The 25668-nt window shown below is 39.9% G+C and carries 16 protein-coding genes and 3 pseudogenes; 10 read left to right on the forward strand and 9 right to left on the reverse strand.

What is annotated here, in order from left to right:
* Positions 1-74: 74 nt before the first annotated feature.
* Positions 75-1973 carry a molecular chaperone DnaK gene (gene dnaK / locus X781_RS01385; RefSeq protein ID WP_025235209.1) on the reverse strand — a complete coding sequence of 633 codons (1899 nt, stop codon included), beginning with the start codon at positions 1971-1973 and terminating at the stop codon, positions 75-77.
* A 369-nt stretch (positions 1974-2342) separates the two neighbouring features.
* Here dnaK and X781_RS01390 point away from each other — a divergent pair, with 369 nt between their 5' ends.
* Together X781_RS01390 and X781_RS01395 are read left to right on the forward strand one after the other, a co-directional pair.
* Complete coding sequence (locus X781_RS01390) at positions 2343-2990, forward strand: hypothetical protein (RefSeq protein WP_235068759.1); 648 nt, start codon at positions 2343-2345, stop codon at positions 2988-2990.
* Positions 2991-3083: 93 nt separating this feature from the next.
* Positions 3084-3314 (forward strand): zinc ribbon domain-containing protein, encoded by a 231-nt coding sequence (locus X781_RS01395; protein ID WP_025235210.1) that lies wholly within the window; start codon positions 3084-3086, stop codon positions 3312-3314.
* A gap of 263 nt (positions 3315-3577) precedes the next feature.
* Here the strand turns inward: X781_RS01395 and X781_RS11910 are convergent.
* A pseudogene (locus X781_RS11910) lies at positions 3578-4199 on the reverse strand (IS1595 family transposase).
* Positions 4200-4380: 181 nt separating this feature from the next.
* On the opposite strand from X781_RS11910, the pseudogene X781_RS01410 reads away from it, so the two are divergent.
* Positions 4381-4725: pseudogene (locus tag X781_RS01410) on the forward strand (YadA family autotransporter adhesin); the annotation flags it as partial.
* A gap of 108 nt (positions 4726-4833) precedes the next feature.
* Positions 4834-6160, forward strand: a pseudogene (locus X781_RS11915) (IS3 family transposase).
* A 112-nt stretch (positions 6161-6272) separates the two neighbouring features.
* On the opposite strand, the gene panF reads toward X781_RS11915, so the two are convergent.
* The 3 genes from panF to metJ are packed head-to-tail and all read right to left on the reverse strand — an operon-like array spanning position 6273 to position 8284.
* Positions 6273-7694 (reverse strand): sodium/pantothenate symporter, encoded by a 1422-nt coding sequence (panF, locus tag X781_RS01425; protein ID WP_025235214.1) that lies wholly within the window; start codon positions 7692-7694, stop codon positions 6273-6275.
* Entirely contained in the window at positions 7687-7917 is a 231-nt protein-coding gene (locus X781_RS01430) for a YhdT family protein (protein WP_038643848.1), read from the reverse strand. Before X781_RS01430 ends, panF begins: the two co-directional genes overlap by 8 nt.
* A gap of 49 nt (positions 7918-7966) precedes the next feature.
* A complete protein-coding gene (gene metJ, locus X781_RS01435; protein ID WP_025235216.1) occupies positions 7967-8284 on the reverse strand; it encodes a met regulon transcriptional regulator MetJ in 318 nt (105 codons plus the stop codon).
* A 151-nt stretch (positions 8285-8435) separates the two neighbouring features.
* On the opposite strand from metJ, the gene X781_RS01440 reads away from it, so the two are divergent.
* The 4 genes from X781_RS01440 (at position 8436) to X781_RS01455 (ending at position 20086) form a co-directional block, all read left to right on the forward strand.
* Positions 8436-9191 (forward strand): MlaA family lipoprotein, encoded by a 756-nt coding sequence (locus X781_RS01440; RefSeq protein WP_025235217.1) that lies wholly within the window; start codon positions 8436-8438, stop codon positions 9189-9191.
* 79 nt (positions 9192-9270) lie between these two features.
* Positions 9271-10635: a UDP-N-acetylmuramate:L-alanyl-gamma-D-glutamyl-meso-diaminopimelate ligase gene (mpl, locus tag X781_RS01445; RefSeq protein WP_025235218.1), complete on the forward strand. Its 1365-nt coding sequence runs from the start codon at positions 9271-9273 to the stop codon at positions 10633-10635.
* Between the two features lie 161 nt (positions 10636-10796).
* Positions 10797-11786: a virulence RhuM family protein gene (locus X781_RS01450; protein WP_025235219.1), complete on the forward strand. Its 990-nt coding sequence runs from the start codon at positions 10797-10799 to the stop codon at positions 11784-11786.
* Between the two features lie 407 nt (positions 11787-12193).
* Complete coding sequence (locus X781_RS01455; protein WP_025235220.1) at positions 12194-20086, forward strand: YadA-like family protein; 7893 nt, start codon at positions 12194-12196, stop codon at positions 20084-20086.
* A gap of 60 nt (positions 20087-20146) precedes the next feature.
* On the opposite strand, the gene X781_RS11920 is transcribed toward X781_RS01455, so the two are convergent.
* Positions 20147-21474 (reverse strand): IS3 family transposase gene (locus X781_RS11920; protein WP_144084193.1). Its coding sequence is split into 2 segments (ribosomal slippage): positions 20147-21021 and positions 21021-21474, totalling 1329 coding nucleotides; the frame shifts between segments, so codons are not numbered across the junction.
* A gap of 183 nt (positions 21475-21657) precedes the next feature.
* On the opposite strand from X781_RS11920, the gene X781_RS01470 reads away from it, so the two are divergent.
* Positions 21658-21957: a DUF4298 domain-containing protein gene (locus X781_RS01470; protein ID WP_025235222.1), complete on the forward strand. Its 300-nt coding sequence runs from the start codon at positions 21658-21660 to the stop codon at positions 21955-21957.
* Between the two features lie 23 nt (positions 21958-21980).
* Here X781_RS01470 and fabR read toward each other — a convergent pair whose 3' ends face one another.
* The 3 genes from fabR to thrC form a co-directional block, all read right to left on the reverse strand.
* Positions 21981-22613, reverse strand: coding sequence for an HTH-type transcriptional repressor FabR (fabR, locus tag X781_RS01475; RefSeq protein ID WP_025235223.1), 633 nt, complete (start codon positions 22611-22613; stop codon positions 21981-21983).
* 1 nt (position 22614) lies between these two features.
* Positions 22615-23499: a DNA-binding transcriptional regulator OxyR gene (gene oxyR / locus X781_RS01480; RefSeq protein ID WP_025235224.1), complete on the reverse strand. Its 885-nt coding sequence runs from the start codon at positions 23497-23499 to the stop codon at positions 22615-22617.
* Positions 23500-23712: 213 nt separating this feature from the next.
* Positions 23713-24987, reverse strand: a complete 1275-nt coding sequence (gene thrC, locus X781_RS01485; protein ID WP_025235225.1) for a threonine synthase — start codon at positions 24985-24987, stop codon at positions 23713-23715.
* A 125-nt stretch (positions 24988-25112) separates the two neighbouring features.
* Between thrC and mgsA the strand changes: the two genes are divergently transcribed.
* Positions 25113-25571, forward strand: coding sequence for a methylglyoxal synthase (mgsA, locus tag X781_RS01490; protein ID WP_025235226.1), 459 nt, complete (start codon positions 25113-25115; stop codon positions 25569-25571).
* The last annotated feature ends 97 nt before the right edge of the window (positions 25572-25668 follow it).

The raw sequence follows: 25668 nt of genomic DNA on the forward strand, positions 1-25668 counted from the left end.
CAAATTGCAATTTGCCCCTACGTTCTTATGCAAAAGGGGCGAAAGATGTTTCGCCCCTACAGGTCTGGGAAAGATTATTTATTGTCTTTCACTTCTTCAAATTCCGCATCCACTACGCCATCATCTTTTTGAGCTTGTTGTGGTTGCTCGCCGGCTTGGGCTTTCGCTTGAGCGGCTTGCATTAGCGGTTCTGAGGCTTTGATTAATGCTTCGATTTTCGCTTCGATATCAGCTTTATCTTCGCCTTTTGCCGCCGTTTCTAACTCTGCAACAGCAGCTTCAATTTTCGCTTTATCGTCAGCATTTAAAGCATCACCTGCTTCAGTGATTTGCTTACGGGTTGCGTGAGCAATACCGTCTGCTTGGTTACGGGTTTGAACTAACTCTTCAAATTTTTTATCTGCTTCAGCGTTCGCTTCCGCATCACGCACCATTTGTTCTACTTCTTCATCGCTTAAGCCTGAAGATGCTTGGATTTTGATTTGTTGTTCTTTACCTGTATTTTTATCTTTCGCAGACACGTTGATGATACCGTTCGCATCAATATCGAAAGTTACTTCAATTTGTGGCATACCACGTGGTGCTGGGTTAATACCTTCAAGGTTGAATTGACCTAAAGATTTGTTATCCGCCGCACGTTTACGCTCACCTTGTAACACGTGGATAGTTACCGCAGATTGGTTGTCTTCCGCCGTTGAGAACACTTGCGATTTTTTGGTTGGGATCGTGGTGTTTTTCTCAATTAAGGTGGTCATCACGCCGCCCATGGTTTCGATACCTAATGAAAGAGGGGTAACGTCTAATAACAATACATCTGTTACAGAACCGCTTAATACACCACCTTGCACTGCTGCACCGATTGCCACCGCCTCATCTGGGTTTACATCTTTACGAGGCTCTTTGCCGAAGAAGTCTGCCACTTTTTTCTGTACTAATGGCATACGGGTTTGACCGCCCACTAAAATCACATCGTTGATTTCGCCAACCGATAAGCCTGCATCTGCTAATGCCGTTTTTAACGGCTCTAATGAACGGTTTACTAAATCTTCCACTAACGCTTCTAATTTTGCACGAGTTACTTTGATGTTTAAGTGTTTTGGACCGCTTGCATCCGCTGTGATGTACGGAAGATTTACTTCAGTTTCTTGTGCTGAAGAAAGCTCGATTTTCGCTTTTTCTGCCGCTTCTTTCACACGTTGCATTGCCATTGGGTCATTGCGTAAATCAACGCCTTGTTCTTTTTGGAATTCTTCCACTAAGTAGTTGATCACACGGTTATCGAAGTCTTCACCACCTAAGTGAGTATCACCGTTAGTTGCACGCACTTCAAAGGTTTGTTCGCCGTCAAAGTTGTCGATTTCGATGATTGAAATATCGAATGTACCACCACCTAAGTCATAAACTGCGATAGTTTGGTTCTCTTTCTTCGAATCTAAACCGTAAGCTAAGGCTGCTGCTGTTGGTTCGTTGATGATACGTTTTACATCTAAACCAGCGATACGACCGGCATCTTTGGTTGCTTGACGTTGTGCATCGTTAAAGTATGCAGGCACAGTGATTACTGCTTCAGTTACCGGCTCGCCTAAGAAATCTTCTGCAGTTTTCTTCATTTTTTTCAAAATTTCAGCAGAGATTTGCGGTGGTGCTAATTTTTCGCCTTTTACGGTTACCCACGCATCGCCGTTATCTGCTTTGCTGATTTCAAACGGCATAATTTCGATATCACGTTGTACTTCAGCATCGGTAAAACGACGACCGATTAAACGTTTGATTGCAAATAAAGTATTTTTCGGGTTAGTAATTGCCTGACGTTTTGCCGGCTGACCCACTAAGGTTTCTTTATCTGTGTAAGCAATGATTGATGGCGTTGTGCGTGCACCTTCTGCATTTTCAATTACGCGTGGTTTGTCGCCGTCCATTACCGCAACACAAGAGTTTGTTGTACCTAAGTCAATACCAATGATTTTACCCATTTTATGATTCCTCTAGTTATAAATTCAGTTTCACAAAGAAACGGGATAATTTCCCGTTCAGACGAAACCATAAATAGGGGCAAAATTTAACGGTTCAAGAGGAAAAGTAAAAAAAATTGTAAAAATTTGGAAAAAATTATTTATAGGATTGTTCACAGTTTCTCTGTTGCCGACAAACCAACCTTCAAAAAACAAGGCTTGCTTGTTTGTGGTGAATTAATCCCATAGAAAACAAATGGGTAATAAATGTTACAATTTACAGTATGAGATTCGGATCTATATCTAAAAAGGTCAATTAAATATTCCTTTCTGTTGTCAAAAAATGTATCATTCCTTCTTTATGGTTTTCGTGAAGGTAGAGAAGTTGTTATGCTCAAGACTCACATTAATAAAATTATAAACTCCTCATTTTCTCTTGCATTTTTAACTATCATCAGCTTTTCGACAGCTTATTGCTATGGCTGGGGACAAGCACTTTTTCACGGCTATCCTTGGTGGCACGTTGAGGTTGGTAATGCCAGTATGGCAAGAAGTCTTGCTTATGTATTCATTGTTTCGGTGTTACTCTTTTTCTGCTATGCTTTAGGCTACGCTTTAATAAATAAAGTTTTTAAACTACATTATTTTCAACATTTAGGCTGGTTAAGAGTTATTGTATTGGTTTCTGTTTTTACCATACCGGTTATTCTCACTTTCTATGTGTTTACGGGTATTGTGCCTGTTTCCATTTCAATTACCTATGTTTTTGTTACCGCACTAAGTGTTTTATTTTTCCAGAAAAAGTGGAATGATACGAAACTTGATCTTGATGTCAGAAAGATGATATTAAAAGGAGATCTCCATATCTTTAATCTCTTTATCTTCCTCTATTTTTCGCTATTAGCTCTACACATCGGTTATTTAAGAGCTGGCTTACGTACTACCTATGATTATATAGAAATAGAGAACCAAAAATATTATATTCTCTCAACCAATAGTGATAATGGTTATATTATGGGGGAGAAACAAAAAGAATGATAATTTTATTTTCTTTAATCGAAATGATCAAAGTTATTATCGTATCTATATTGAAAATTTTTCGAAATAAATAACCGCTTGTAAGGGGAAACTATGGCATTACACCGCTGCCCGGAGTGCAGAAAACGTATCAGCGACAGCGTAGAAAGCTGTCCGCATTGTGGTTTTTCATTTAAAGAAGCAGATTTAGAAATTTATCGGCAAAAATTAGAGCAGCGTAGGCTACATAATCAGGAAATTAATCGTAAAAGTATGAAGTTACAATTGATTTGGCTGGCGGTTTTTGTGATCGTGATTGGAGTGGCAAATTTCATTGTAAATTAATGGCGTATTTAACGAAGTAGGGCATTCATCAGATATGAATGCCCTTTGTTTTTTACAGGCTTTACAGCCTCTTTCTCTGTGCACGTTAGGGCTAAGTAAAATTGAGTAAATAATATGGAATTTTTGGAGTAATACTATTAATTTATAAAATGGCTAAATTTCCTTGTTGTTTGATTTTTAAGGATGTTTTTTTATTTAGTCGATAAAAATGGATTCTGTATTAGGGGCTATAGTAGATATTAGCCCTAAATCTCACGCCATTTTTACAACATTTTAAGCCGTTTTTTGAGCATGCCAAAGTTAAACCGAAATTCACATTCCTTCAAGAATAAAGGGAAGTTTTTTCTGTTAATTCTATTATATTTTCGGAGTACTCGCTTCACTTGATTCCAAAAATTTTCAACGCCATTGATGTGATTTTGTTTCATCGCAAATACCTCGAAATGATTGATTCATTTGTGATGAAATTCGTTTACGTCAAGGGCATCATAACTATGATAAGTATCCTTATAAACCCAGCGGTCAAGCTTGGTTTACCTTGTAATAATAGTCCTCAGTGCTATTTTCTATCACTACCGTAAATACCTTTCCCTGACGCTTCAACAAGCCGAATATGGCAACATTTCTTACTCCTCGTCTTAGTTTTCTTTTGCGATGACCACCAAAATAGCTTTCATCTACCCCAATTTATCCCTCAAAAATTTCGTGAGTTTCAAGGGATAAATGGTATTCAATGATTAGCTTGATTTTATAATAAAGCAGGGCTGTCGTACTGAGCTGAATACCACGCAAATCAGTAGCCGTTCTAATATTCTCTTCGGCAACAAAAAATTCAAGGAGTTTTTTCTGCAAAGATTTCTTTAATTTACAATGGGTTATTTTCATTTTTGTAGTATAGCAGTGATGCTAATTTACTATAGTCCCTAATATTGTTGTTTCACGCAAAGGTTCAGAAGTAACGGTTGCAACATCAATGAAACCAACGTTTGATACAGTAACTGCTAACGAAGTGAAAGTAGGCGATGTAACTATCAATAACAACGGTATTAATGCTGGTAATAAACAGATTACTAACGTTGCAGATGGTGTGAAAGATACTGATGCGGTGAATGTAAGACAGTTAAAACAAGTGAAAAACGATGTTACTAACATCAATAACAAAGTTGATAAACTTGATAAACGTGTACGTGGTATCGGTGCAAGCTCAGCAGCAGCGGCTTCATTACCACAAGTTTACATTCCGGGTAAATCAATGGTCGCAGCAGCTGGTGGTACTTATAGTGGTGCTTCTGCAGTGGCAGTTGGTTACTCAAGAGCAAGTGATAATGGTAAGCTTATCTTGAAACTTCAAGGTACTGCGAACAGTCAAGGAAACTTCTCCGCAGGTGCAGGTGTTGGTTACCAATGGTAATAAGATTTAGCTAATATGCTAATATAATAATGAAAGCCCCTTTCTAATCAGTGATCTGCCCCCCAAAAGTTGGACTAAACAACCAACAGATTAAGGTGCAGATTTTTTATGACTAAATACAACCAATCTTTTAAACAACAAGTGATCGAGTTTTATCTTCAAAATGGGAAAAATCGTTCATTCACCTGTCAGCATTTTCAGCTGGAGAAAAGCACATTACGACTTTGGATTAACCAATATCATTATTATGGTTCCAATGGGTTAGCCGTACTCGGTACTAAACAAACCTATTCCCCTGAATTTAAATTATCGGTCGTACAAGCGGTCAAAAACGGACAATTTTCTGCAAGACGGGCGGCGTTATATTTTGGGATACCTAATCACAGTATGGTAATTCAATGGTTGAAAGCCTTTGATAAACAAGGTATAAACGGCTTATTTCCCAAACCGAAAGGTCGTCCGTCAATGAAACCTAAATACCCGAAAATGCCGCCCCCGCCGAAAACCGAAGAAGAACGCTTGCGTTACCGTATTTTGGAGCTGGAAGCGGAGAATGCTATCCTAAAAAAGTTGCAGGCACTCAACCAAGCAAAAATGCGGAAAAAGCAAGTATCGTAAAAGCATTGCGAGTAGCGTTTCCGCTTGAAATCCTGTTGCAACTTGTCGGCTTGAAACGCAGTACGTTCTTTTATCACTTGCCTGAGAAAGACGATAAAAATGCGGCAATCAAGCAGGAAATTGCCGCTATATTTCACAAAAATCACGGAAACTACGGCCATCGCCGCATTACGCTGGTGTTGAAAAAAACCAAGAAAATCAACCACAAAAAAGTGCAATCGATAATGCAGGCGTTGGAATTGAAAGGAAAATGTCCGCGTAGAAAATACCGTTCTTACCAAGGTGAAGTGGGTAAAATCGCCGATAATCTGTTGCAACGGAATTTCCACTCAACTGCACCCATGAAAAGTGGGTAACGGATATTACTGAGTTCAAATGCCCTGAAGGTAAGCTCTATCTTTCACCGATTAAAGATTTATTTAACGATGAAATCATTGCTTACGACTTGGCAGGAAGCCCGAATTTTGAACAGATTACCCAAATGATGACACAAGCTATCGCAAGGCTTGACGGGGCGAAACCGATTTTGCATTCCGACCAAGGTTGGCAGTATCAAATGGCGGAATTTAGGGCAATCTTGCGGAAAAACGGCATCACGCAAAGTATGTCGAGAAAAGGAAACTGCTTGGATAATGGGGCGATGGAGAGCTTTTTCGGGAGGTTAAAAACGGAGTGTTATTTAGGCAGACAGTTTGAGACGCTTACAGAGCTTGAAAAAACGATTCATGATTACATTCATTACTACAATAATGAGCGTATTCAAGTGAAGCTAAAAGGACTGAGCCCTGTGGAGTACAGAACTCAGTCCTTGAATTAGAGCAGTCTAACTTTTTGGGGTCAGATCATCAGAAAGGGGCTTTGTTTTTATTTATTTCTACAAAGTTATGTAGAGGATAGTAATATGTCTGTTCGCTTTGTAGATAAATATTTTATTTTTGAGATAGTTTATTTCCAACTATAAACGCAACCAACCCAATTACTAGTGAAGGCACAATAGCGTGGAAGCTGAAAATAGTGATCTTAAATGTTGTCATCACAATATAACTGCTTAATCCTGCCAACATTGAGCAAATTGCCCCTGTGGCATTTGCTTTTTCCCAATAAAGTCCTAATACGATAACCCAAAGGAATGTGGCTTCTAAACCGCCTAAAGAGAGCAAGTTGAGCCAAATCAACATATCGGGTGGATTAAGGGCTGCAAATACTAAAAACACCGTGAATGTGAGAGTAGTAATGGTGGAGAATAATTTAATTTTTTTCTCGTTATTAATTGCATTTGGTTTGATAGCTAAATAGAGATCTTTGATCAAGGTTGATGAAGATTGGATCAGCATTGAATCAATAGATGACATAATAGCTGCCATTGGTGCAGCTAAGAAAATACCTGCAACCATTGGAGGAAGCACTTGCACCATTAAGGTTGGGATCACCTGATCCGGCACTTTTAGATCAGGCACAACCGCTCTGCCTAACACGCCTGAAAGGTGCATACCAAACATCAAAATCGCAATGACGATAGTGCCAATAATCATCGCTTTATGTAGAGCTTGGCTGTCTTTATACGCCATACTTCTCACTGCAATATGTGGTAAACCGACTAAGCCAAAGCAAACTAACACCCAAAATGAAGCCATAAAGGTGAGATCAAGTGGGCGTTCATCAATACCGTAAGGAGTAGTAAGTTGTGGATTAATTGCCTCAAGCGTATTCATCGCATTTTCTATTCCACCAGCGGCGTAAATTACCCCACCGAGTAGAATAGTGGTTCCTACCATCATTACTAAACCTTGAATGGTATCGGTTAAAACAACAGCTCTAAACCCGCCGATAAAGGTATAAAGCCCAACGGTAATAGCAAAGATAATCACGGCAGTCTGGTAAGGAATGCCGAGAGTTGTTTCAAGTAAACGCCCTGCACCAATAAATTGCACTGCCATCATTGCAAAAAAGGAGAGCAGTAAGGCGAGTCCTGCAATCCATACTACAAATTTATTTTGATAGCGGGCGAGCAACATATCATTAATGGTTACGCTATTATGTTTACGGGAAAGTAAGGCAAATTTTTTACCTAATACACCTAAAGAAAATAGCACGGCAGGCACTTGAATCATCGCCAGTAATACCCAGCCTAAGCCATATTTATACGCAGCACCCGGTCCGCCAATAAATGAACTTGCCCCAACGTAAGTTGCAGCAGTTGTCATTGCCAGTACAAAGCCCGACATTGAACGACCGCCGATATAATATTCGGAGATAAAACTACCACCTTGACGCTGACGATATGCATAAAAAGCCACACCAAATACAAAAAGCAGATAGGCAATGAGCGGTAAGATCATTTCATTATTCATTATGTACCTCAAGATCGATATTTTTATAGATTTTTTTAACCACAATAATTGCTATTAGAGTGAAGATAATAGGTAAAAAAATACAAGAAAGCTCAAACCAAATCGGAAAGCCGAAAATACCTCTGCCTTGTGGCGAAAAATAAGCAAAACCTATCCACCCTAAAATATAGAGTAGTGTGAGCAAGATTGCCCAGCGAGCCTCTCTGGCTAATTGTTGATACATAATTTCTCCTTAAATTCCATAAAAAGAACCTCGCTGACGCGAGGTGGTTTTAATATTGCCATTCATCAGGATCAATCCCCAACTCACGCATTTTCTGCTTTGCTGCTTCAGGGATCTCATCAGCCCTATCCTTCATTAAATCGTCATCGTTTGGCAAAGGTTGCCCTGTAAAGGCGTGTAAAAAAGCCTCGCATAATAGTTCACTATTGGTTGCGTGGCGAAGGTTTTTAATTTGGCGACGTGTGCGTTCATTGGTTAAAATTTCCAATACTTTAATTGGAATTGACACCGTTACTTTTTTCACTTGTTCGCTTTTTTTGCCGTGTTCTGCATAGGGGCTGATGTATTCGCCGTTCCAGTCTGCCATTTAATACTCCTTATGATTTGTTCGTATTGTAATCAAAAGCGAGGCATATAACAATCTAGACGTCTGGATTTCTAAAGGAAATCGTATTTTATTTTGTATTTTTAATGAACTCCGTTAAAATGACCTCAATTTATTCCTAAAAGGTAAACTTATGAAATTATCATCATTAAAACAACTTTTTGTTGTACTCGGCGTTGCGGTTTTAACCGCTTGTTCTTCAAGCATTAACCCTGAAACCGGTGTGCGAGATGACCCATTAGAGGGCTTCAACCGTGCAATGTGGAAAGTAAACTACGATTATTTAGATCCTTATGTGTTAAAGCCTGTTGCAAAAGGCTGGAAAGACTACGTGCCAAGTCCGGTAAAAACCGGTTTAGTGAATGTAGCAAATAACCTTGATGAACCTGTCAGTTTTGTTAATCGACTATTAGAAGGTGAGGGCAAGAAAGCAATGGTTCACTTCAACCGCTTCTGGATCAACAGTATCTTCGGCTTAGGCGGTTTAATTGACTGGGCAAGCCTTGATGACGGCTTACGCCTGAATAACGGACAGCGTAGCTTAGGCGAAAGTTTAGGGGCAAATGGTGTGCCTTCCGGCTCTTATGTTATGTTACCTGCTTATGGAGCAACAACACCACGTCAAGGCATCGGTAGTGCGGTAGAAACGAGCTATTCCGTACTGACTTATGTAGGCACACCTTGGTCGGTTGCAAAATATGTGGTGCAGGGTATTGATACCCGCTCTAAATTATTGGAGCAAGATGCATTGTTAAAACAAGCACAAGATCCGTATGTAACCTTCCGTGAAGCCTACTTCCAAAACTTAGAATTTAAAGTAAAAGATGGCAGTGTTGAGCAAAATCAACAAGAGCAACTGTCTGAAGAAGAATTGAAAAATATTGATTAATTGATTAACTATACAAGCGGTTCTTTTTTGCAAAAAATTTGTAAAAAACGACCGCTTGTGCACTTTTAAATAGATGAAAATGAAAAAACATATCCACATTTTAGGTATTTGCGGCACTTTTATGGGTGGTGTCGCAATGATCGCTCGTGAACTTGGTTATAAAGTTACAGGGTCAGACACCAATGTTTACCCGCCGATGAGTACCTTTTTAGAATCTCACGGCATTGAAATTATCCCGAATTACGATGTAGCCCAATTGCAGCCGGCTCCTGATTTGGTGGTAATCGGAAATGCGATGAGTCGTGGTAATCCGTGCGTAGAATATGTGTTGGATAACCAACTGAATTACACCTCTGGACCACAATGGTTACACGATCATTTATTAAAAGATAAATGGGTGCTTGCTGTTTCCGGCACGCACGGCAAAACCACTACAACAGGAATGTTGGCGTGGATTTTAGACCAAAACGGCATCGACACAGGCTTTTTAATCGGCGGAGTAGCAGGCAATTTCGGCATTTCTGCCCGTGCAGGCAATAGCAAATTCTTTGTAATTGAAGCGGACGAATACGATTCCGCCTTCTTCGATAAACGATCTAAGTTTGTGCATTACACGCCGAAAACGCTGATTATCAATAATTTGGAATTTGACCACGCTGATATTTTTGATGACCTAAAAGCGATTCAACGCCAATTTCACCACTTAGTCAGAACGATGCCACAAAGCGGCTGTATTTTATCGGCAATTGAGGATAAAAACGTACAAAATACGCTCAAAATAGGCAGCTATAGCCAATTACAATTTATTGGCGAACAAAATGAATGGTTTGCTAAGCCATTGAATGCCGATTGTTCACAATTTGACGTGTTTCATTTAGGTGATAAAAAAGGCGAAGTACATTGGTCGGTTATCGGCAAACACAATATGCACAATGCTCTAATGGCAATTGCAGCTGCTCACCACGCAGGTGTTGGGGTTGAAAAGGCGTGTAACGCATTAGGCTCATTTATTAACGCTAACCGCCGCTTGGAAGTCAAAGGCGAAGTAAACGGCATTACCGTTTATGATGACTTCGCCCACCACCCAACGGCGATTGAAGCTACCATTGATGCCTTACGTGGCAAAGTCGGGCAGAACCAACGTATTTTAGCGGTGCTAGAGCCGCGTTCTAATACAATGAAAATGGGTGTGCATAAAGATGAAATTGCCCCAAGCCTACACGATGCACAAATGGTATTTGTTTATCAGCCCGATATTATTGCGTGGAGTGTGAGTGAGATTACCAATGCGTTATCACAACCAGCCTATTGGTCAGCAAATATTGATGATTTAGTGGAACGAGTTGCTAACGAAGCCAAACCAAGCGATCATATTTTAGTGATGAGCAACGGAGCTTTTGGCGGTATTCATCAAAAACTCCTTGCCAAATTAGCGGATAAATAACCTTTTACAAGCGGTAAATTTTTCACAAAATTTTACCGCTTGTTTGTATAACTCCTCTATTTTTGTGATCTGCATCGAAAAAATCAAAATCATTTCTGGATATTTATACATATTTTATTGAAAATAACAGCTAATATTTCCAACAATAAGCAGAATAAAATATGAACGATTTAATTATTTATAATACTGAAGATGGTAAAAGCAATGTAGCCTTGTTAGTGGTTGAAAATGAGGCTTGGCTAACACAAAGTCAGCTCGCAGAACTTTTTGACACCTCTGTTCCAAATATAACCATTCATATAAAAAATATCTTAGAAGACAATGAGTTAGATGAAAATTCAGTTATTAAGGATTATTTAATAACTGCCCAAGATGGTAAAAATTATCAAGTAAAACACTACTCATTGGCAATGATTTTAGCGATAGGTTTTCGTGTGCGTAGCCCAAGAGGGGTGCAATTTAGAAAATGGGCGAATACCACATTACGTTCTTATCTGGATAAAGGCTTTTTGGTGGATACTGAACGGCTAAAAAATCCTCAAGGACGGTTAGATTATTTTGATGAATTGCTCGAGCAAATTCGGGAAATTCGAGCCAGTGAGTTGCGTTTTTATCAAAAAGTACGAGAGCTATTTAAGCTATCTAGCGATTACGATAAAACAGATAAAAATACGCAAATGTTCTTTGCAGAAACGCAAAATAAGCTAATTTACGCAATTACTAAACAAACGGCAGCCGAACTTATTTGCCAACGAGCTGATGCCACAAAAGCCAATATGGGTTTAACCGGTTGGAAAGGTAAAATTGTACGTAAAGGCGATATTATTACCGCTAAAAATTACTTAAATAATGACGAACTGGATTCTTTAAATCGTCTAGTGATGATTTTCCTTGAGAGTGCAGAATTAAGAGTGAAAAATAATCAAGATTTAACACTGGGTTTTTGGCGAAGAAATGTAGATATGTTGATTGAGTTTAACGGTTTTCCTGTGTTAGAAAATGGTGGAACGATTACGCATAAACAAATGGAAAGCTTTGTTAGAGAACAATATGAAAAATTTGATACTCAGCGTAAATATCTAAAACAGCAGGAAGCGGAGCTTGAAGATCTTAAAGAACTAGAGCAGTTAGCAAAAGGATTAAAACCGTAAAATACAAGCGGTAAAATTTTTCACAAAATTTTACCGCTTGTAACTTTATTTTCTATACCTCTCATCAGTCAGCGTATGTAAAAACGCTTCTAATGCCTTAATGGTTTTATCTGCTAAATTATCAGTATCGTTATCTGATAGTTTCACTCTCTGGTTGTATTTCGTTTCTGTTTTTAATCAAAGAACAGTTAGATAGTAAATTTAACTCCTAAAAAATGATTTTTAACTATTTGAATTTATTAATGTTTTTATGAACAAAATAGATATTATCAATCTTTACAATTAATTTACTCTTTTCTAAATTGCTATACAGACAGCCTAATCATTAATCTATATAATGCGTCCCATTTAAGTAGTAATGTTGCAGCTTGAATATTTAACATATAAACCTTATTAAGGGATTTTTAATGAATAAAATTTTTAAAATTGTTTTTAACAAAGAAACTGGTGTATTTACCGCAGTGGCTGAATTTGCCAAAGCACAGGGCAAATCATCTTCTTGTACAGTCGGCTCTAAAAGCTCAAGATTTGTTGCACAAACGTTCACTTTAACTGCATTAGCAGCGGGGATGATGCTATCATCATCAGTATGGGCTTACTCATCTATGAATGGTCGTGTTACAGGCGGAGATGCTGATAAAACGCTTGCTATGATGGATAATGCTGTTGTAGAAGCGAGCGAAGGTATTGCTATTGGTAATAGTGCTACTTCTTACTCTAATGCTACAGGTCAATCAGCTCAAAACGTAGCTATTGGGCATGAAGCGAAGGCGATTACAGGTGCTGTAGCTATTGGCTATCAAGCTAATACACTAAATAGCTCCCAGCAAAAAGGCACTAATCAGCAGTCAGTTGCTATTGGTTATCAAACCGTTGCTTCAGGTGACCAGTCAACTGCTGTAGGTGCTCAATCAAAGGCTGCCGGTAATTCGTCTGTTGCAATTGGTGGCGATGATTTAGACAAAGTAGCTAGCTCTCAACCCCCTGCTTGGGATAATCAAACCCTTACTGCTGCCCAAGCCAAAGAGCTTAATAATACTGCTGCTGCTAAAAAATATGAGCAATTGACTGGTGATATTTTAGTGCACTTTGAAAATAGCTTTGTGCGTGGAAATCAGGTAACTAAAACGCCAGGTATGCCTAACCGTTACACAGGAACTGAAGCTGGAGAGGGTTCAGTTGCTGTTGGTGTACAATCTCAAGCTAAGGGGGGGTTGGCAACAGCCTTTGGTACCCGTACTTCAGCTAGCGGTACTGCCTCTGTAGCATTAGGTGTGGGTGCATCAGCTACTAACGATGGTTCATTTGCTGGTGCTGCCGGTGCTCAGTCGACAGGAATATCATCTATTGCGTTAGGTACTGGTTCTAAAGCTCAAGGCAATCAATCTATTGCTATGGGTGATGGTGCTATAGCGACAGAAGTAGGTGCTATTGCTCAAGGTTTTTCAGCGAATGCAACTGCTATTTCAGCTATCTCTATCGGTCGTGAAACGAACGCCACTAAAGAAAATGCTGTAGCATTAAGCCGCCTTGCAAATGCAACAGGCGAAGCAGCCAATGCAATTGGTTTTAAATCAGAAGCTCACGGGACTAACTCTGTTGCACTAGGTACTCAGGCAGTAGTAACCGCAGGAGCACTAGCAGGTGTGGCTATCGGTGAAAAAGCGAATGCAAGTAATATCAAATCGATTGCTATCGGTGCCGCATCGAAAAGTAGTGGTGATAAATCTATCGCTGTGGGCGACCAAGCCAATGCGACTAGTGAACATTCATTTGCAATGGGTGGTCAGTCGGCAGCAACTAATCGATTTGCAACTGCTGTTGGTTCAAACTCTGCCGTAAGTGGAGAATACGGTACTGCTATGGGTAAATCAGCCTCTGTATCAGGTCGTATGGGGTCTGCCTTTGGTACAGACAGTAAGGCAAGCGGTGAGAGCTCTACTGCTGTAGGTCGTGCAGCCAATGCTACAGGTTCAAGTGCTATAGCAATGGGGTCTGGTGCGAATGCGACTAACAACAATGCTATAGCTACAGGTACGAGTTCTACAGCAGCAGCAAGTAGTTCTATTGCTATTGGTAACGAAGCGAATGTAGCAAGTGCAGCAGTAAACTCTATTGCAATGGGGTATAAAGCCTCGTCTACTCAACAAAATAGTGTGTCTTTAGGGCGTGAAGCAACTACCGCTTCAATCTACAGTACAGCCTTAGGTGCGAATGCAAATGTGGGTGCAAACTTAGCAGGTGCGGTGGCATTAGGTAACCATTCAACAGCTCAAGCCGGTGTAAGCACAAACGAAGCAACAGTAAATGGTATTACTTATAGCGGTTTTGCAGGTAATAAAATTACACACAACACTGGCACAGAAAGCTATGTCGTTTCAGTGGGTGATGCACAAACCAAACGCCAAATCCAAAACGTGGCGGCAGGTCAAATTACGAAAACCTCTACTGATGCAATCAACGGTTCACAGCTTTATATGGTGGCTGATGAAGTTGCGAAATCAAGAGAGAAAGTAACTTCAAATGATAAAACTGTTACAGTAAAAGAATCAAAAGACGCAAGTGATTCAACCGTATTTGATTTATCAATCAAAAAAGCAGCACCAACAACTAATACAGACGGCAAGGTTCAGCCAATTCAGCAAGATGGCGATACTTCTTTCGTAACCGGCGATACATTAGTCAATACCATTAATGCTGCTGGCTTTAATGTGGCAGGTAATGGCATTAAAACAAATGAATTAGTAAATCCGGGCGATACGGTTGATTTTGTTAATGGTAAGGGCACTACAGCTAATGTAAGCGTTGTAGATGGCAAAAATACCATTAAATATGACATTAATGTTGATGATAAAACTATCAAAGTAGGTGATGATGGTAAATTAACTGTAATTAACAATGTAGAGGATACTAACGATATCGCAAAAGTTGTTGCTGGCGATAACATTCAAGTAGATGCAAAAACTGAAGGTAATACCACTACATTTACTGTCGCAACTAAGAAAGATTTAGTGGTAGATAGCGTTAAAGCCGGTGATACTACTATCAATAATGATGGCTTAAAAATTGGTGATGTAACAGTAAATAACTCTCCGATTACGGTAAATGGTAATACTGTTAATAACATTAATGATGCTATTAACCGAACGGCAGAACAAGCATTTAAATCATTAACTTTCGGTGGCGATAAAGGTAACGATGTAACTCGTAAACTGGGCGAAAAAGTAAATGTTAAGGGTGGAGCGACTGGTGAGCTTTCTAGTGGCAATATTGCTGTTGAAGCAGACGGTACAGATACGTTAAACATTAAATTAGCTAAAGAGCTTAAAGATATCAATAGTATCACTATCAATAATGGTCCAACTATTAATAATAATGGTATTAATATGGACGGTGATAAGATCACTAATCTTAAAGATGGTGAAGATGATGGTGATGCAGTAAATGTTAAGCAATTAAAAGAATCTAAAGAAACGGTTATTTCTAAAGATAATTCAATCAAAGTAACTACAGGCAAAAATGCTAATGGTGCAAATGAATTTGACTTATCTGTGAATAAGACTGAGTTAAAAGATGAAAACAACGACGGTAAAGTTGATGCACCTTCAAATGAAGATGGCGATAAATTAGTCAATGCTAAGAATGTTGCCGATGCAATCAACAGCTCAGGTTTTAACTTAAAAACCTCAGCGACAGATGGCGAGAAATTATCTGGTGCTGATGAGCTAATCAATCCGGGTGATAGCATTGAAATGATTGCAGGTAAAAACTTAACTGTTAAGCAAGAAACGAATGGTAAAGTAACTTACACTACCAAAGAAAATGTAACGTTTACCAGCGTTCAATTAGGCGATAATGGTCCGAAAATTACCAATAAAGATGGTGACATTAATATTGGCGATAAAAACAATAACCCGGTAAATATTACCAACGTTAAAAGTAACTTAGCACCAACTTACAATAGTGCTGATAAGAAAATTGATGAAAAAGGTAAACCGACTAACGAAGTGGTTAATATGCCGACTAAGCAACAAGAAGCACCAAAACCGGCTGATGTGGCGAAAATGTATAACAACGCTGCAACTGTTGGTGATGTGTTAAATACAGGTTGGAATTTACAAGAAAATAGTACAGCGAAAGACTTTGTAAAAGCCTACGATACGGTTAACTTTGTTAACGGGACTGGAACGGTTGCAAATGTTTCAATGAACGCAGACGGCACGATTGCAAATGTCACCTTTAATGTGGCTAATTCGACATTAAAAGTATCTGAAGCACCGACAGTGGCAAACAATAATACGCCAATTGGTAAAATTGAAGCTCCGGCTGAGGCTAACAAACAGAATTTTGTTAATGCCGGTGATTTAGCAAATGTAATCAATAGTGCAGGATTTACGGTTTATGAAAACAATATAACCTTGAAAGCGACTGTGACCGCAGGCGACCAAGTGAATTTTAATAATGGTACTTACACAACAGCAGTTGTTGGACAAGAAAATGATGCAGGTCGTACAAATGTTACTTTCAATGTAGATGGTGCAAAAATTGTTTCGGATAACTCACCTGTGGTTTACACTGATAAAAAAGGTGATAAAGTTTATCCGGTAACTGATGAGAATGGAAATACGACTTTCAACACTCAACCGGACGGTAAAGGTGATAAAGTTGAGCCAAGTGATGTCATTGCTTCAATGCAAAATGCCGACGGCAATAACACCACTAAGCCAATGACATTAACCAACGTAGCAAATGGCACAACGACCTTAAATGGCGATAACCGTGGCGATAAAACCGATAACCCGACAGCGATTGATAAAACAACGCTATTTGGTAATAATCTTTCTAACGCTTATAACGGCTTAGCGGATTTAATTAATGCACCGGTAAGTAATGCGGTAACGGTGGGTGATTTACGCAACTTAGGTTGGGTGGTTTCTGCCACCGGAAACAACTATGCTGATGATGTGCGTAATGCAAATGAAGTCCGCTTTGTGGGTAAAAACGGCTTAGATGTAATGGGCGAAACCGATAAAGACGGTGTACGTGTAATTACTGTAAGTGCAAATGCTGGTAGCGTAGTACCGACTGAAGCAGTTACAACGGCAGACAATAAACCAGTGGTAAAAGTAGGCGATAACTACTACAAAACGGAAGATATTGATCCTACAACAGGTAAGCCGAAAGACAATGCTACGCCAATTTCGGCAAATCAGGTGAAAAATACACCGAATGGAGGCAACAGCTTAGTGACCGGCAACCAAGTAGCGGATGCAATTCAAATTGCAGGTTTTGTCGTGGGTAAACAAAAAGAGACTTTAGCCGTTGCAGACTTCAAAAATGAAGATGAGCGTGTCAATCCGGATGACCAATTACGTTTTGTAGATGGTAAGGGCACTATTGCAAGCTTAGCAACGAAAGCAGCAGTGGATGCCTCTGGTAAAGTTGTTACAACAACAACTGTTAAAGTGGACGTTGATTTGCCGATTGACTATAAATACACTGATAAAGACGGTAATGAAGTAGTTAAACATACCGATGGTAAGTTCTATCCTGCAGATCCGAAAACAGGCTTAGCAGATATCTCAAAAGAGGCAATTGATACTGTAGCTAACCCGGTAACAAAAGATGGTGCGAAATTAACCAACGGTAGCGAGCCTGCAACATCGTACGAACAGCATCCGGACTTTGATTCTATTGAGCAAGATAAGAAGGATGAGCTAAAACCAGGTAAAGGTGGAGTTAATCTTAACAACGTAGCATGGGCAAATGAGCCTGACCAAGCAGTAAATAAAGATCAGCTTGATCAGACGGTTGCGAAATCTGGTTTCTTTGTGAAACAAAACGGAGAATCAACACTGGCGGCGAATAAAGGCAGCAAAAATGACAATAAAACTGAGAAAGTGACACCAAACGATGTTGTAAACTTTGTGAATGGCACAAACACCCAAGTGAATGCAACAACAGAGTTTAATGACGAAACGGGTCAAGATATAACCAATGTGCGTGTTGATGTGGTGGGTTTGCCGGTCACTTATACCACTAAAGATGGTGATAAAGTAGCGAAAGCATCGGACGGTAACTACTACAAAGTTGACCCAACAACAGGCTTGCCGAAAGTGGGAGAAGGCTCTAAAGTTGAGCCAAACAATATTGTGGCAAGTATGGTGAGTCCGAATGGAGACAGCACGACTGCGCCAACTACGTTAACTAACGTAGCTGCCGGAACGAACACCTTAGACGGTTCAGTTGATAATAACGGTAAACCATTAGTGAAATACGGTGATCAATACTATACACCGGATCAATTAGAAAACGGTAAACTGAAAGATGGAGCTGTATCAAGCGTTCCAGCGAAAACTGTAGATGCTTACAATGGCCTAGCAGATTTAGATACGGTGAGTCCAAGTAATGCAATGACTGTAGCGGATGCGAAGAAACTGGGTTGGGTTGTGTCTGCCGATGGAAACAATTATGCAGATGACGTACGCAATGCAAATGAAGTGAAATTCAAAGGCGAAGGTTTGGCTACTGTAACCGGTGCAACTAATGCAACAACCGGTGTGCGTGAGATTACTGTATCAGTGAAAACTGGGGATGTAACCAAGTCTAATGAGTTTGTTGTACGGAAAGACGGAGTGAATACGCCTGTGGTGAAAGTGGGGGATAACTACTACACCAAAGAAAATATTGACCCGACCACCGGTAAACCAAAAGATGGTGCAGAACCGGTGAATACCGAAGGTGCAACGATTGTTAATAATGGTGCAGGTTTAGTAACTGGTAACCAAGTGGCAGATGCAATTCAAGCATCAGGCTTCACAGTAGGCAAAGGTAATACTGAAGGAGTGACATTCGACAATAAAGACGAAAAAGTTAACCCAGATGATGAATTACGCTTGGCAGATAGTGATACCACGACAGTCGCACTAGGTACAACAAAACGTATTGACCCGAACGGAGAAGTAAAAACTACTACGACAGTTAAAGTGGATGTGGCAAACACTACGTTAGATACTAACGATAAAGGGAGTCTTGAAGCACCGAATACTGATGCAGACAAGAAGAAATTTGTAAATGCAGGTGATTTAGTCAATGCAATTAACAAAACTGGCTTCAATCTGAAAACATCAGCTAACGGCGGCGAAAAACTTTCGGGTAGTGATGAGCTAATCAATCCGGGTGATAGCGTTGAAATGATTGCAGGTAAAAACTTAACTGTTAAGCAAGAAGCGAATGGTAAAGTAACTTACGCGACTAAAGATGATGTACAATTCAACTCAGTAACTTCAAATAAAGTTATTGTAGGTGATGCGACTGATCCAGCGAAAAGCTCTACATTAACATCAGGTGATAACGGCTTAGATGTGGGTGGAGATAAGATTACTAACGTTGCAGATGGTGATATTAGCCCAGTAAGCACAGATGTAATTAACGGTAAACAGTTAAACAACTACACCAAAGTAAACGGTAACAACATTGGTACTGATCAAGACGGTTCTATCAATATCGTAAATGGTAACGGTACAACAGTTACTAGCGATAAAGCCGGCGAAATCAAGGTTAATGTGAACAATACTGACTTAACTGTGGCTGAAGAGGGTACGATTAACGTTCAAGATCCGAATGGTACAGGTGCTCACTACGTTAATGCAAATACTGTTGCTAAAGCAGTAAACGAAGTAAGCTGGAGTGTGAACTCTGAAACTGATAAAGCAACTGCAAATGCAGCAACCCAAAACACTTATAAACCGGTGGATAACAAGGTTAAAGCAGGTAGCCAAGTTAAAGTTAATGCAGGACGTAACGTTGAAATCAGCGGTTCTGGTAGAAACATTAACGTTGCAGTATCAGATAATCCAGAGTTTAACAGCGTGAAAGTTGGTGGCACTAAACTTAGCTCGAAAGTAGCTGAAGATGGTGTAAATGAGTTGAACATTGGTGGTAACAACAATGCTCCAACCCGTATTACCAATGTAGCTGCAGGTGTGAAAAATACTGATGCAGTAAACGTAAGCCAATTAAAAGGTGCGGTAAACAATCTTGATAATAAGATCAACCGTAACAACCGTGATTTACGTGCCGGTATTGCAGGTGCGAACGCAGCAGCAGGTTTACCACAAGTTTACATTCCGGGTAAATCAATGGTTGCAGCGGCGGCTGGTACCTTTAAAGGTGAAAATGCTCTTGCAGTCGGTTACTCTCGCTCAAGCGATAACGGTAAAGTTATCTTGAAATTACAAGGTAATGCAAATACTCGTGGAGATTTAGGTGGCTCTGTAGGTGTTGGTTACCAGTGGTAATTAATCTATAATGTGTTCAAATCCCCTTCTTCTGATCTGACCCCAAAAAGTTAGACTGCTCTAATTCAAGGACTGAGTTCTGTACTCCACAGGGCTCAGTCCTTTTAGCTTCACTTGAATACGCTCATTATTGTAGTAATGAATGTAATCATGAATCGTTTTTTCAAGCTCTGTAAGCGTCTCAAACTGTCTGCCTAAATAACACTCCGTTTTTAACCGCCCGAAAAAGCTCTCCATCGCCCCATTATCCAAGCAGTTTCCTTTTCTCGACATACTTTGCGTGATGCCGTTTTTCCGCAAGATTGTCCTAAATTCCGCCATTTGATACTGCCAACCTTGGTCGGAATGCAAAATCGGTTTCGCCCCGTCAAGCCTTGCGATAGCTTGTGTCATCATTTGGGTAATCTGTTCAAAATTCGGGCTTCCTGCCAAGTCGTAAGCAATGATTTCATCGTTAAATAAATCTTTAATCGGTGAAAGATAGAGCTTACCTTCAGGGTATTTGAACTCAGTAATATCCGTTACCCACTTTTCATTGGGCGCAGTTGAGTGGAAATTCCGTTGCAACAGATTATCGGCGATTTTACCCACTTCACCTTGGTAAGAACGGTATTTTCTACGCGGACATTTTCCTTTCAATTCCAACGCCTGCATTATCGATTGCACTTTTTTGTGGTTGATTTTCTTGGTTTTTTTCAACACCAGCGTAATGCGGCGATGGCCGTAGTTTCCGTGATTTTTGTGAAATATAGCGGCAATTTCCTGCTTGATTGCCGCATTTTTATCGTCTTTCTCAGGCAAGTGATAAAAGAACGTACTGCGTTTCAAGCCGACAAGTTGCAACAGGATTTCAAGCGGAAACGCTACTCGCAATGCTTTTACGATACTTGCTTTTTCCGCATTTTTGCTTGGTTGAGTGCCTGCAACTTTTTTAGGATAGCATTCTCCGCTTCCAGCTCCAAAATACGGTAACGCAAGCGTTCTTCTTCGGTTTTCGGCGGGGGCGGCATTTTCGGGTATTTAGGTTTCATTGACGGACGACCTTTCGGTTTGGGAAATAAGCCGTTTATACCTTGTTTATCAAAGGCTTTCAACCATTGAATTACCATACTGTGATTAGGTATCCCAAAATATAACGCCGCCCGTCTTGCAGAAAATTGTCCGTTTTTGACCGCTTGTACGACCGATAATTTAAATTCAGGGGAATAGGTTTGTTTAGTACCGAGTACGGCTAACCCATTGGAACCATAATAATGATATTGGTTAATCCAAAGTCGTAATGTGCTTTTCTCCAGCTGAAAATGCTGACAGGTGAATGAACGATTTTTCCCATTTTGAAGATAAAACTCGATCACTTGTTGTTTAAAAGATTGGTTGTATTTAGTCATAAAAAATCTGCACCTTAATCTGTTGGTTGTTTAGTCCAACTTTTGGGGGGCAGATCATTCGGAAGGGGATTTTTATTTGTAATGTGATAGGTTACAAGCGGTTAAATTCTTCTAAAATTTTGCTATTATGTCAGCATTGCAAAAAAATTTACAAATTCAACCGCTTGTAATAAGGGGGAATGTATGAGAAAAGAAGAAATTCAAAACATGCAAGATCGCTATAATGAATGGGTGGAGTTATTGCCTGAATTAGAAAAAGGCATTGAGCAGTGGAAGAAATCCATTGAGCTTTTAGAGCCATTATGCCAATTTTATTCTGATCCAAAATGGCGTGAGTTGCACGATAATTTTGATGAAGAGCTTGATACAAAAGGCAATTATAGTGTGTTATCGGAAGATGCGTTGTGGAATGCGTTATCGGATCAACACCGATTAGCATTAGAATGGTTAAAATTATCCACCGCACATATTACAAAAGAGTAAAATAGACGCAAAGGCGTCTATTTTTAGCTTTGAGAGGTTTGTTTGTTGGCGTAATAAGAAGAGCCACGAATGAGCATTCTAAGTTGCATAATCACTCGTTGTTTAAGTTTTTCTCGCTCTTGGTTGTTCATATCAAGGGCGTGAGAGCCAGCGGTAAAGACTAAAGTAACCAGCCCTTCTGCCTGAATATAGGCGAGATCTCGGTCGCTGTGGTTGTCTTTTCCCATAATGTAATCGGCAAGCTCTGCTACAAAATGCTGAATTTCTCGTGAGGCGGCAGTTCTAAAAGCTTGTGATGTGCCTGAACTTTCTCGCAGTAACAATCGAAATACGTTAGGTCTGTCGGAAATCAGTTCAAAGAAAGTTTCAACCGATACAATGACTACACTGCCACCGTTGGCAATGCGTTTCCGAGCCTGTCTCATTAATTGACGAAGCAATAAGCCGGATTCATCAACCATTGCCAAGCCAAGCTCATCCATATCTTTAAAATGGCGATAAAATGAGGTTGGAGCAACTCCAGCCTCACGGGCAACTTCTCGCAAACTTAGGTTGGAGAAGCTTTTTTCCGGACTTAATTGGTTAAAGGCAGCTTCAAGTAACGCTCTACGCGTTTTTTCTTTTTGAATGGCACGTACGCTCACCACATTTGCCATTTTAAACCTCAGTTTTAATAATTTGTGTAATTGCTTGAGCTAACCGCTCATAGCGTACACGGAGTGGCGAACCCGGTCGGTAAACCATACCGACTGCACGGAACGGCTTCGGAGCATCAAACGAAATATAGCGAATGCCTTCCATTGGTTTTGCTGCCAGCTTAGGAATGAGAGCCATACCTACATTTGCCGCTACCATATTGCGTAGGGTTTCTAAATTAGTTGCTTTGAAATGCGGATTTTCTTTTGCACCAATAGATAAGCAGTAATCTAATGTGTGAGTGCGTAAGCAATGACCACCATCAAGGAAAAGTAGCTCTTTATTTTTTAATAAGCTGATATCTAATTTATCCAATTTAGCCCATTCGTGATTTTCCGGTACAACGAGATACATTTCTTCATTAAAAATCGGTACTTCAATGAAAGGCTCACTCTCTTTTACAAATGAAATGATTCCACAATCAAGCTGACCTGCCTCAAGTTGATCCAATAGCTGATTGGTTTGCAGTTCATAAAGATAAAGGTCTAAATCGGCAAAATCTTTTTTCAATGCAGGAATAATAATTGGAGAAAGGTAAGGTCCGAGCGTTGGAATTACCCCAATATGGAGCGGACCGGACATCTCTTTCCCTTGATTGCTTGCCATTTCTTTTAGAATTTTAACTTCTCGCAATACGACTTTGGCTTGCTCTACGAGGGTTAAGCCCGCTTGCGTGAAAAGCACTTTACGGCTGGTTCGTTCAAGTAGAATTGTGCCTAGCTCATCTTCTAATTTACGGATCTGTCCACTCAAAGTCGGCTGGCTGACATTACAAGATTCCGCAGCACGGCGAAAATGTTTATAGTCTGCGAGGGCAATTAGGTATTCTAAATCTCGAATGTTCAATTTATTTCTCCAATTTGATATTTTCCTATTAATCCGATAGGTAAATTATGCCATATTTGCACGCATAATGCTTCGTATTTTACAACATAACTTTTTACTTGATAGGATTTAGCGATAAATTTTTAATATTTAATTCGGTTAAACAAATTAATAAAGAGGAAAAAATTTTTTCAATAAAAGAAAATGGGGCTTACCGCCCCATTGAGATGAGATTTATTTTAATAAATAAGCACGCAATGTAGCAAAATCTGCTGGCATTTCATCAGATAACAGAGTTAATTTGTTGTGTTTATCTAATGCTTCCGGAAGTGGCAATTCAATCTCTAAAATACGCTCAACCGATTCTTTAAATTTTGCCGGGTGGGCGGTACATAAGAAAATGCCTGTTTCGCCTGCTTGTAGTTGGTCTTTTAAACTTTGGTATGCAATTGCACCGTGTGGTTCGCATAAATAGCCTTCTGCATATTGAGCTTTTAATGCCGCTTCGGTTTCTTCATCATTTAATGCCGCAGAGCCTAAGTCTGACAAGCTCCAACCGTTGCGTTTAAATAATTCTTCAACACGAGACCAGTTATTCGGGCGGCTTACGTCCATTGCATTTGAAAGGGTTGCAACCGTTGCATTTGGCTCCCATTTGCCTGATTTTAAATAGCGTGGAACGGTGTCGTTCGCATTAGTTGAGGCGATAAAACGTTTGATCGGTAAACCTAGAGTTTTCGCAATTAAGCCGGCGGTTAAGTTACCGAAGTTACCACTTGGTACTGAAACTACTACATTATCACGTTTCTCTTTTGGCAGTTGTGCCACTGCTTCAAAGTAGTAGCAGACTTGAGCCAGTAAGCGGCTGATATTGATGGAGTTCGCCGAGTTCAAACCGATGGCTTGGCGAAGTTCTGCATCGTCAAAGGCTTGTTTAACTAAGGCTTGGCAAGCATCAAAGTCTGATTCAATCGCCACAGTACGAATGTTTCCGCCTAAGGTGCAGAATAATTTTTCTTGTAACGGACTGATTTTACCTTTCGGATACAAAATCACCACATTGATATTTTCTAAACCATAGAAAGCGTGAGCCACTGCTGCACCTGTATCGCCGGAAGTCGCGGTTAAAATTGTGATTTTGCCATCGCCACGCACATTCGCTAATGCCTGAGCCATAAAGCGACCGCCGAAATCTTTGAATGCTAAGGTCGGACCGTGGAACAGTTCTAATGCATAAATATCATCATTGACTTTGGCAAGTGGTGCAGGGAAAGTGAACGCATTTTTTACCATTGTATTTAAGGTTTCTTGCGGTAATTCTTCACCGATTAATGCCGAAAGAATTTTTTGGCTACGTTCAACTAAAGGTAAATCTAATAATTCATCAATATTATCTAATTTAGGTAAGACTTCTGGGAAAAATAATCCTTGATTTTTGCCTAATCCCTGGCGGACTGCTTGGGCAAAACTCACTTGTTCTTCTGGGTGTTTGATGTTGTATAAATTCATTTAGGGAGATCCTTTATTTTAAAATAGAAATTTTTAATTGATTTTAGCCATAAGCAATGATTAGTCAATGCAAAAGCGAAAAATAAGCGGTATGATTTAGTAAAAATTTTGCAAAGGAGATAAAAATGAAAACCATCGTTCGAACAATCGCAAAACAAAAACAGATTGCGTTGGTTGCTCACGACAGCTGTAAGAATGACTTAATCCGCTGGACACAAACCCATAAATCGCAACTTGCTTCCCATAAACTCTATGCCACAGGTACAACAGGACATTTGCTTGCGAGAGAAACCGGGCTTGAAATAACAGCATTAATGAGTGGACCAATGGGCGGTGATCAACAATTAGGTGGGCTGATTGCAGAAAAGAAAATTGATATGCTGATTTTCTTTTGGGATCCGATGAATGCCGCTCCGCACGACCCGGATGTGAAAGCCCTGATGCGAATTGCAACGGTGTGGAATATTCCTGTTGCTATTAATGAAACTTCAGCTAATTTCTTGTTAAATGCAGATTTATTTAATCAAGAGGTTGAAGCGATTGTGCCGGATTACGATGGCTATTTGGCGGAGCGTTTAGGGTAACATTTGATATTAATTACAAGCGGTCATTTTTACTCGCTACGCTCGCTCCTTCGGAGCCGTTGGCAAAGCCAACGTTCAAACGCAAGCGTTTGTTAGT

Origin of the sequence: Mannheimia sp. USDA-ARS-USMARC-1261 (assembly GCF_000521605.1) — a bacterium.
GTDB lineage: Bacteria > Pseudomonadota > Gammaproteobacteria > Enterobacterales > Pasteurellaceae > Mannheimia > Mannheimia indoligenes.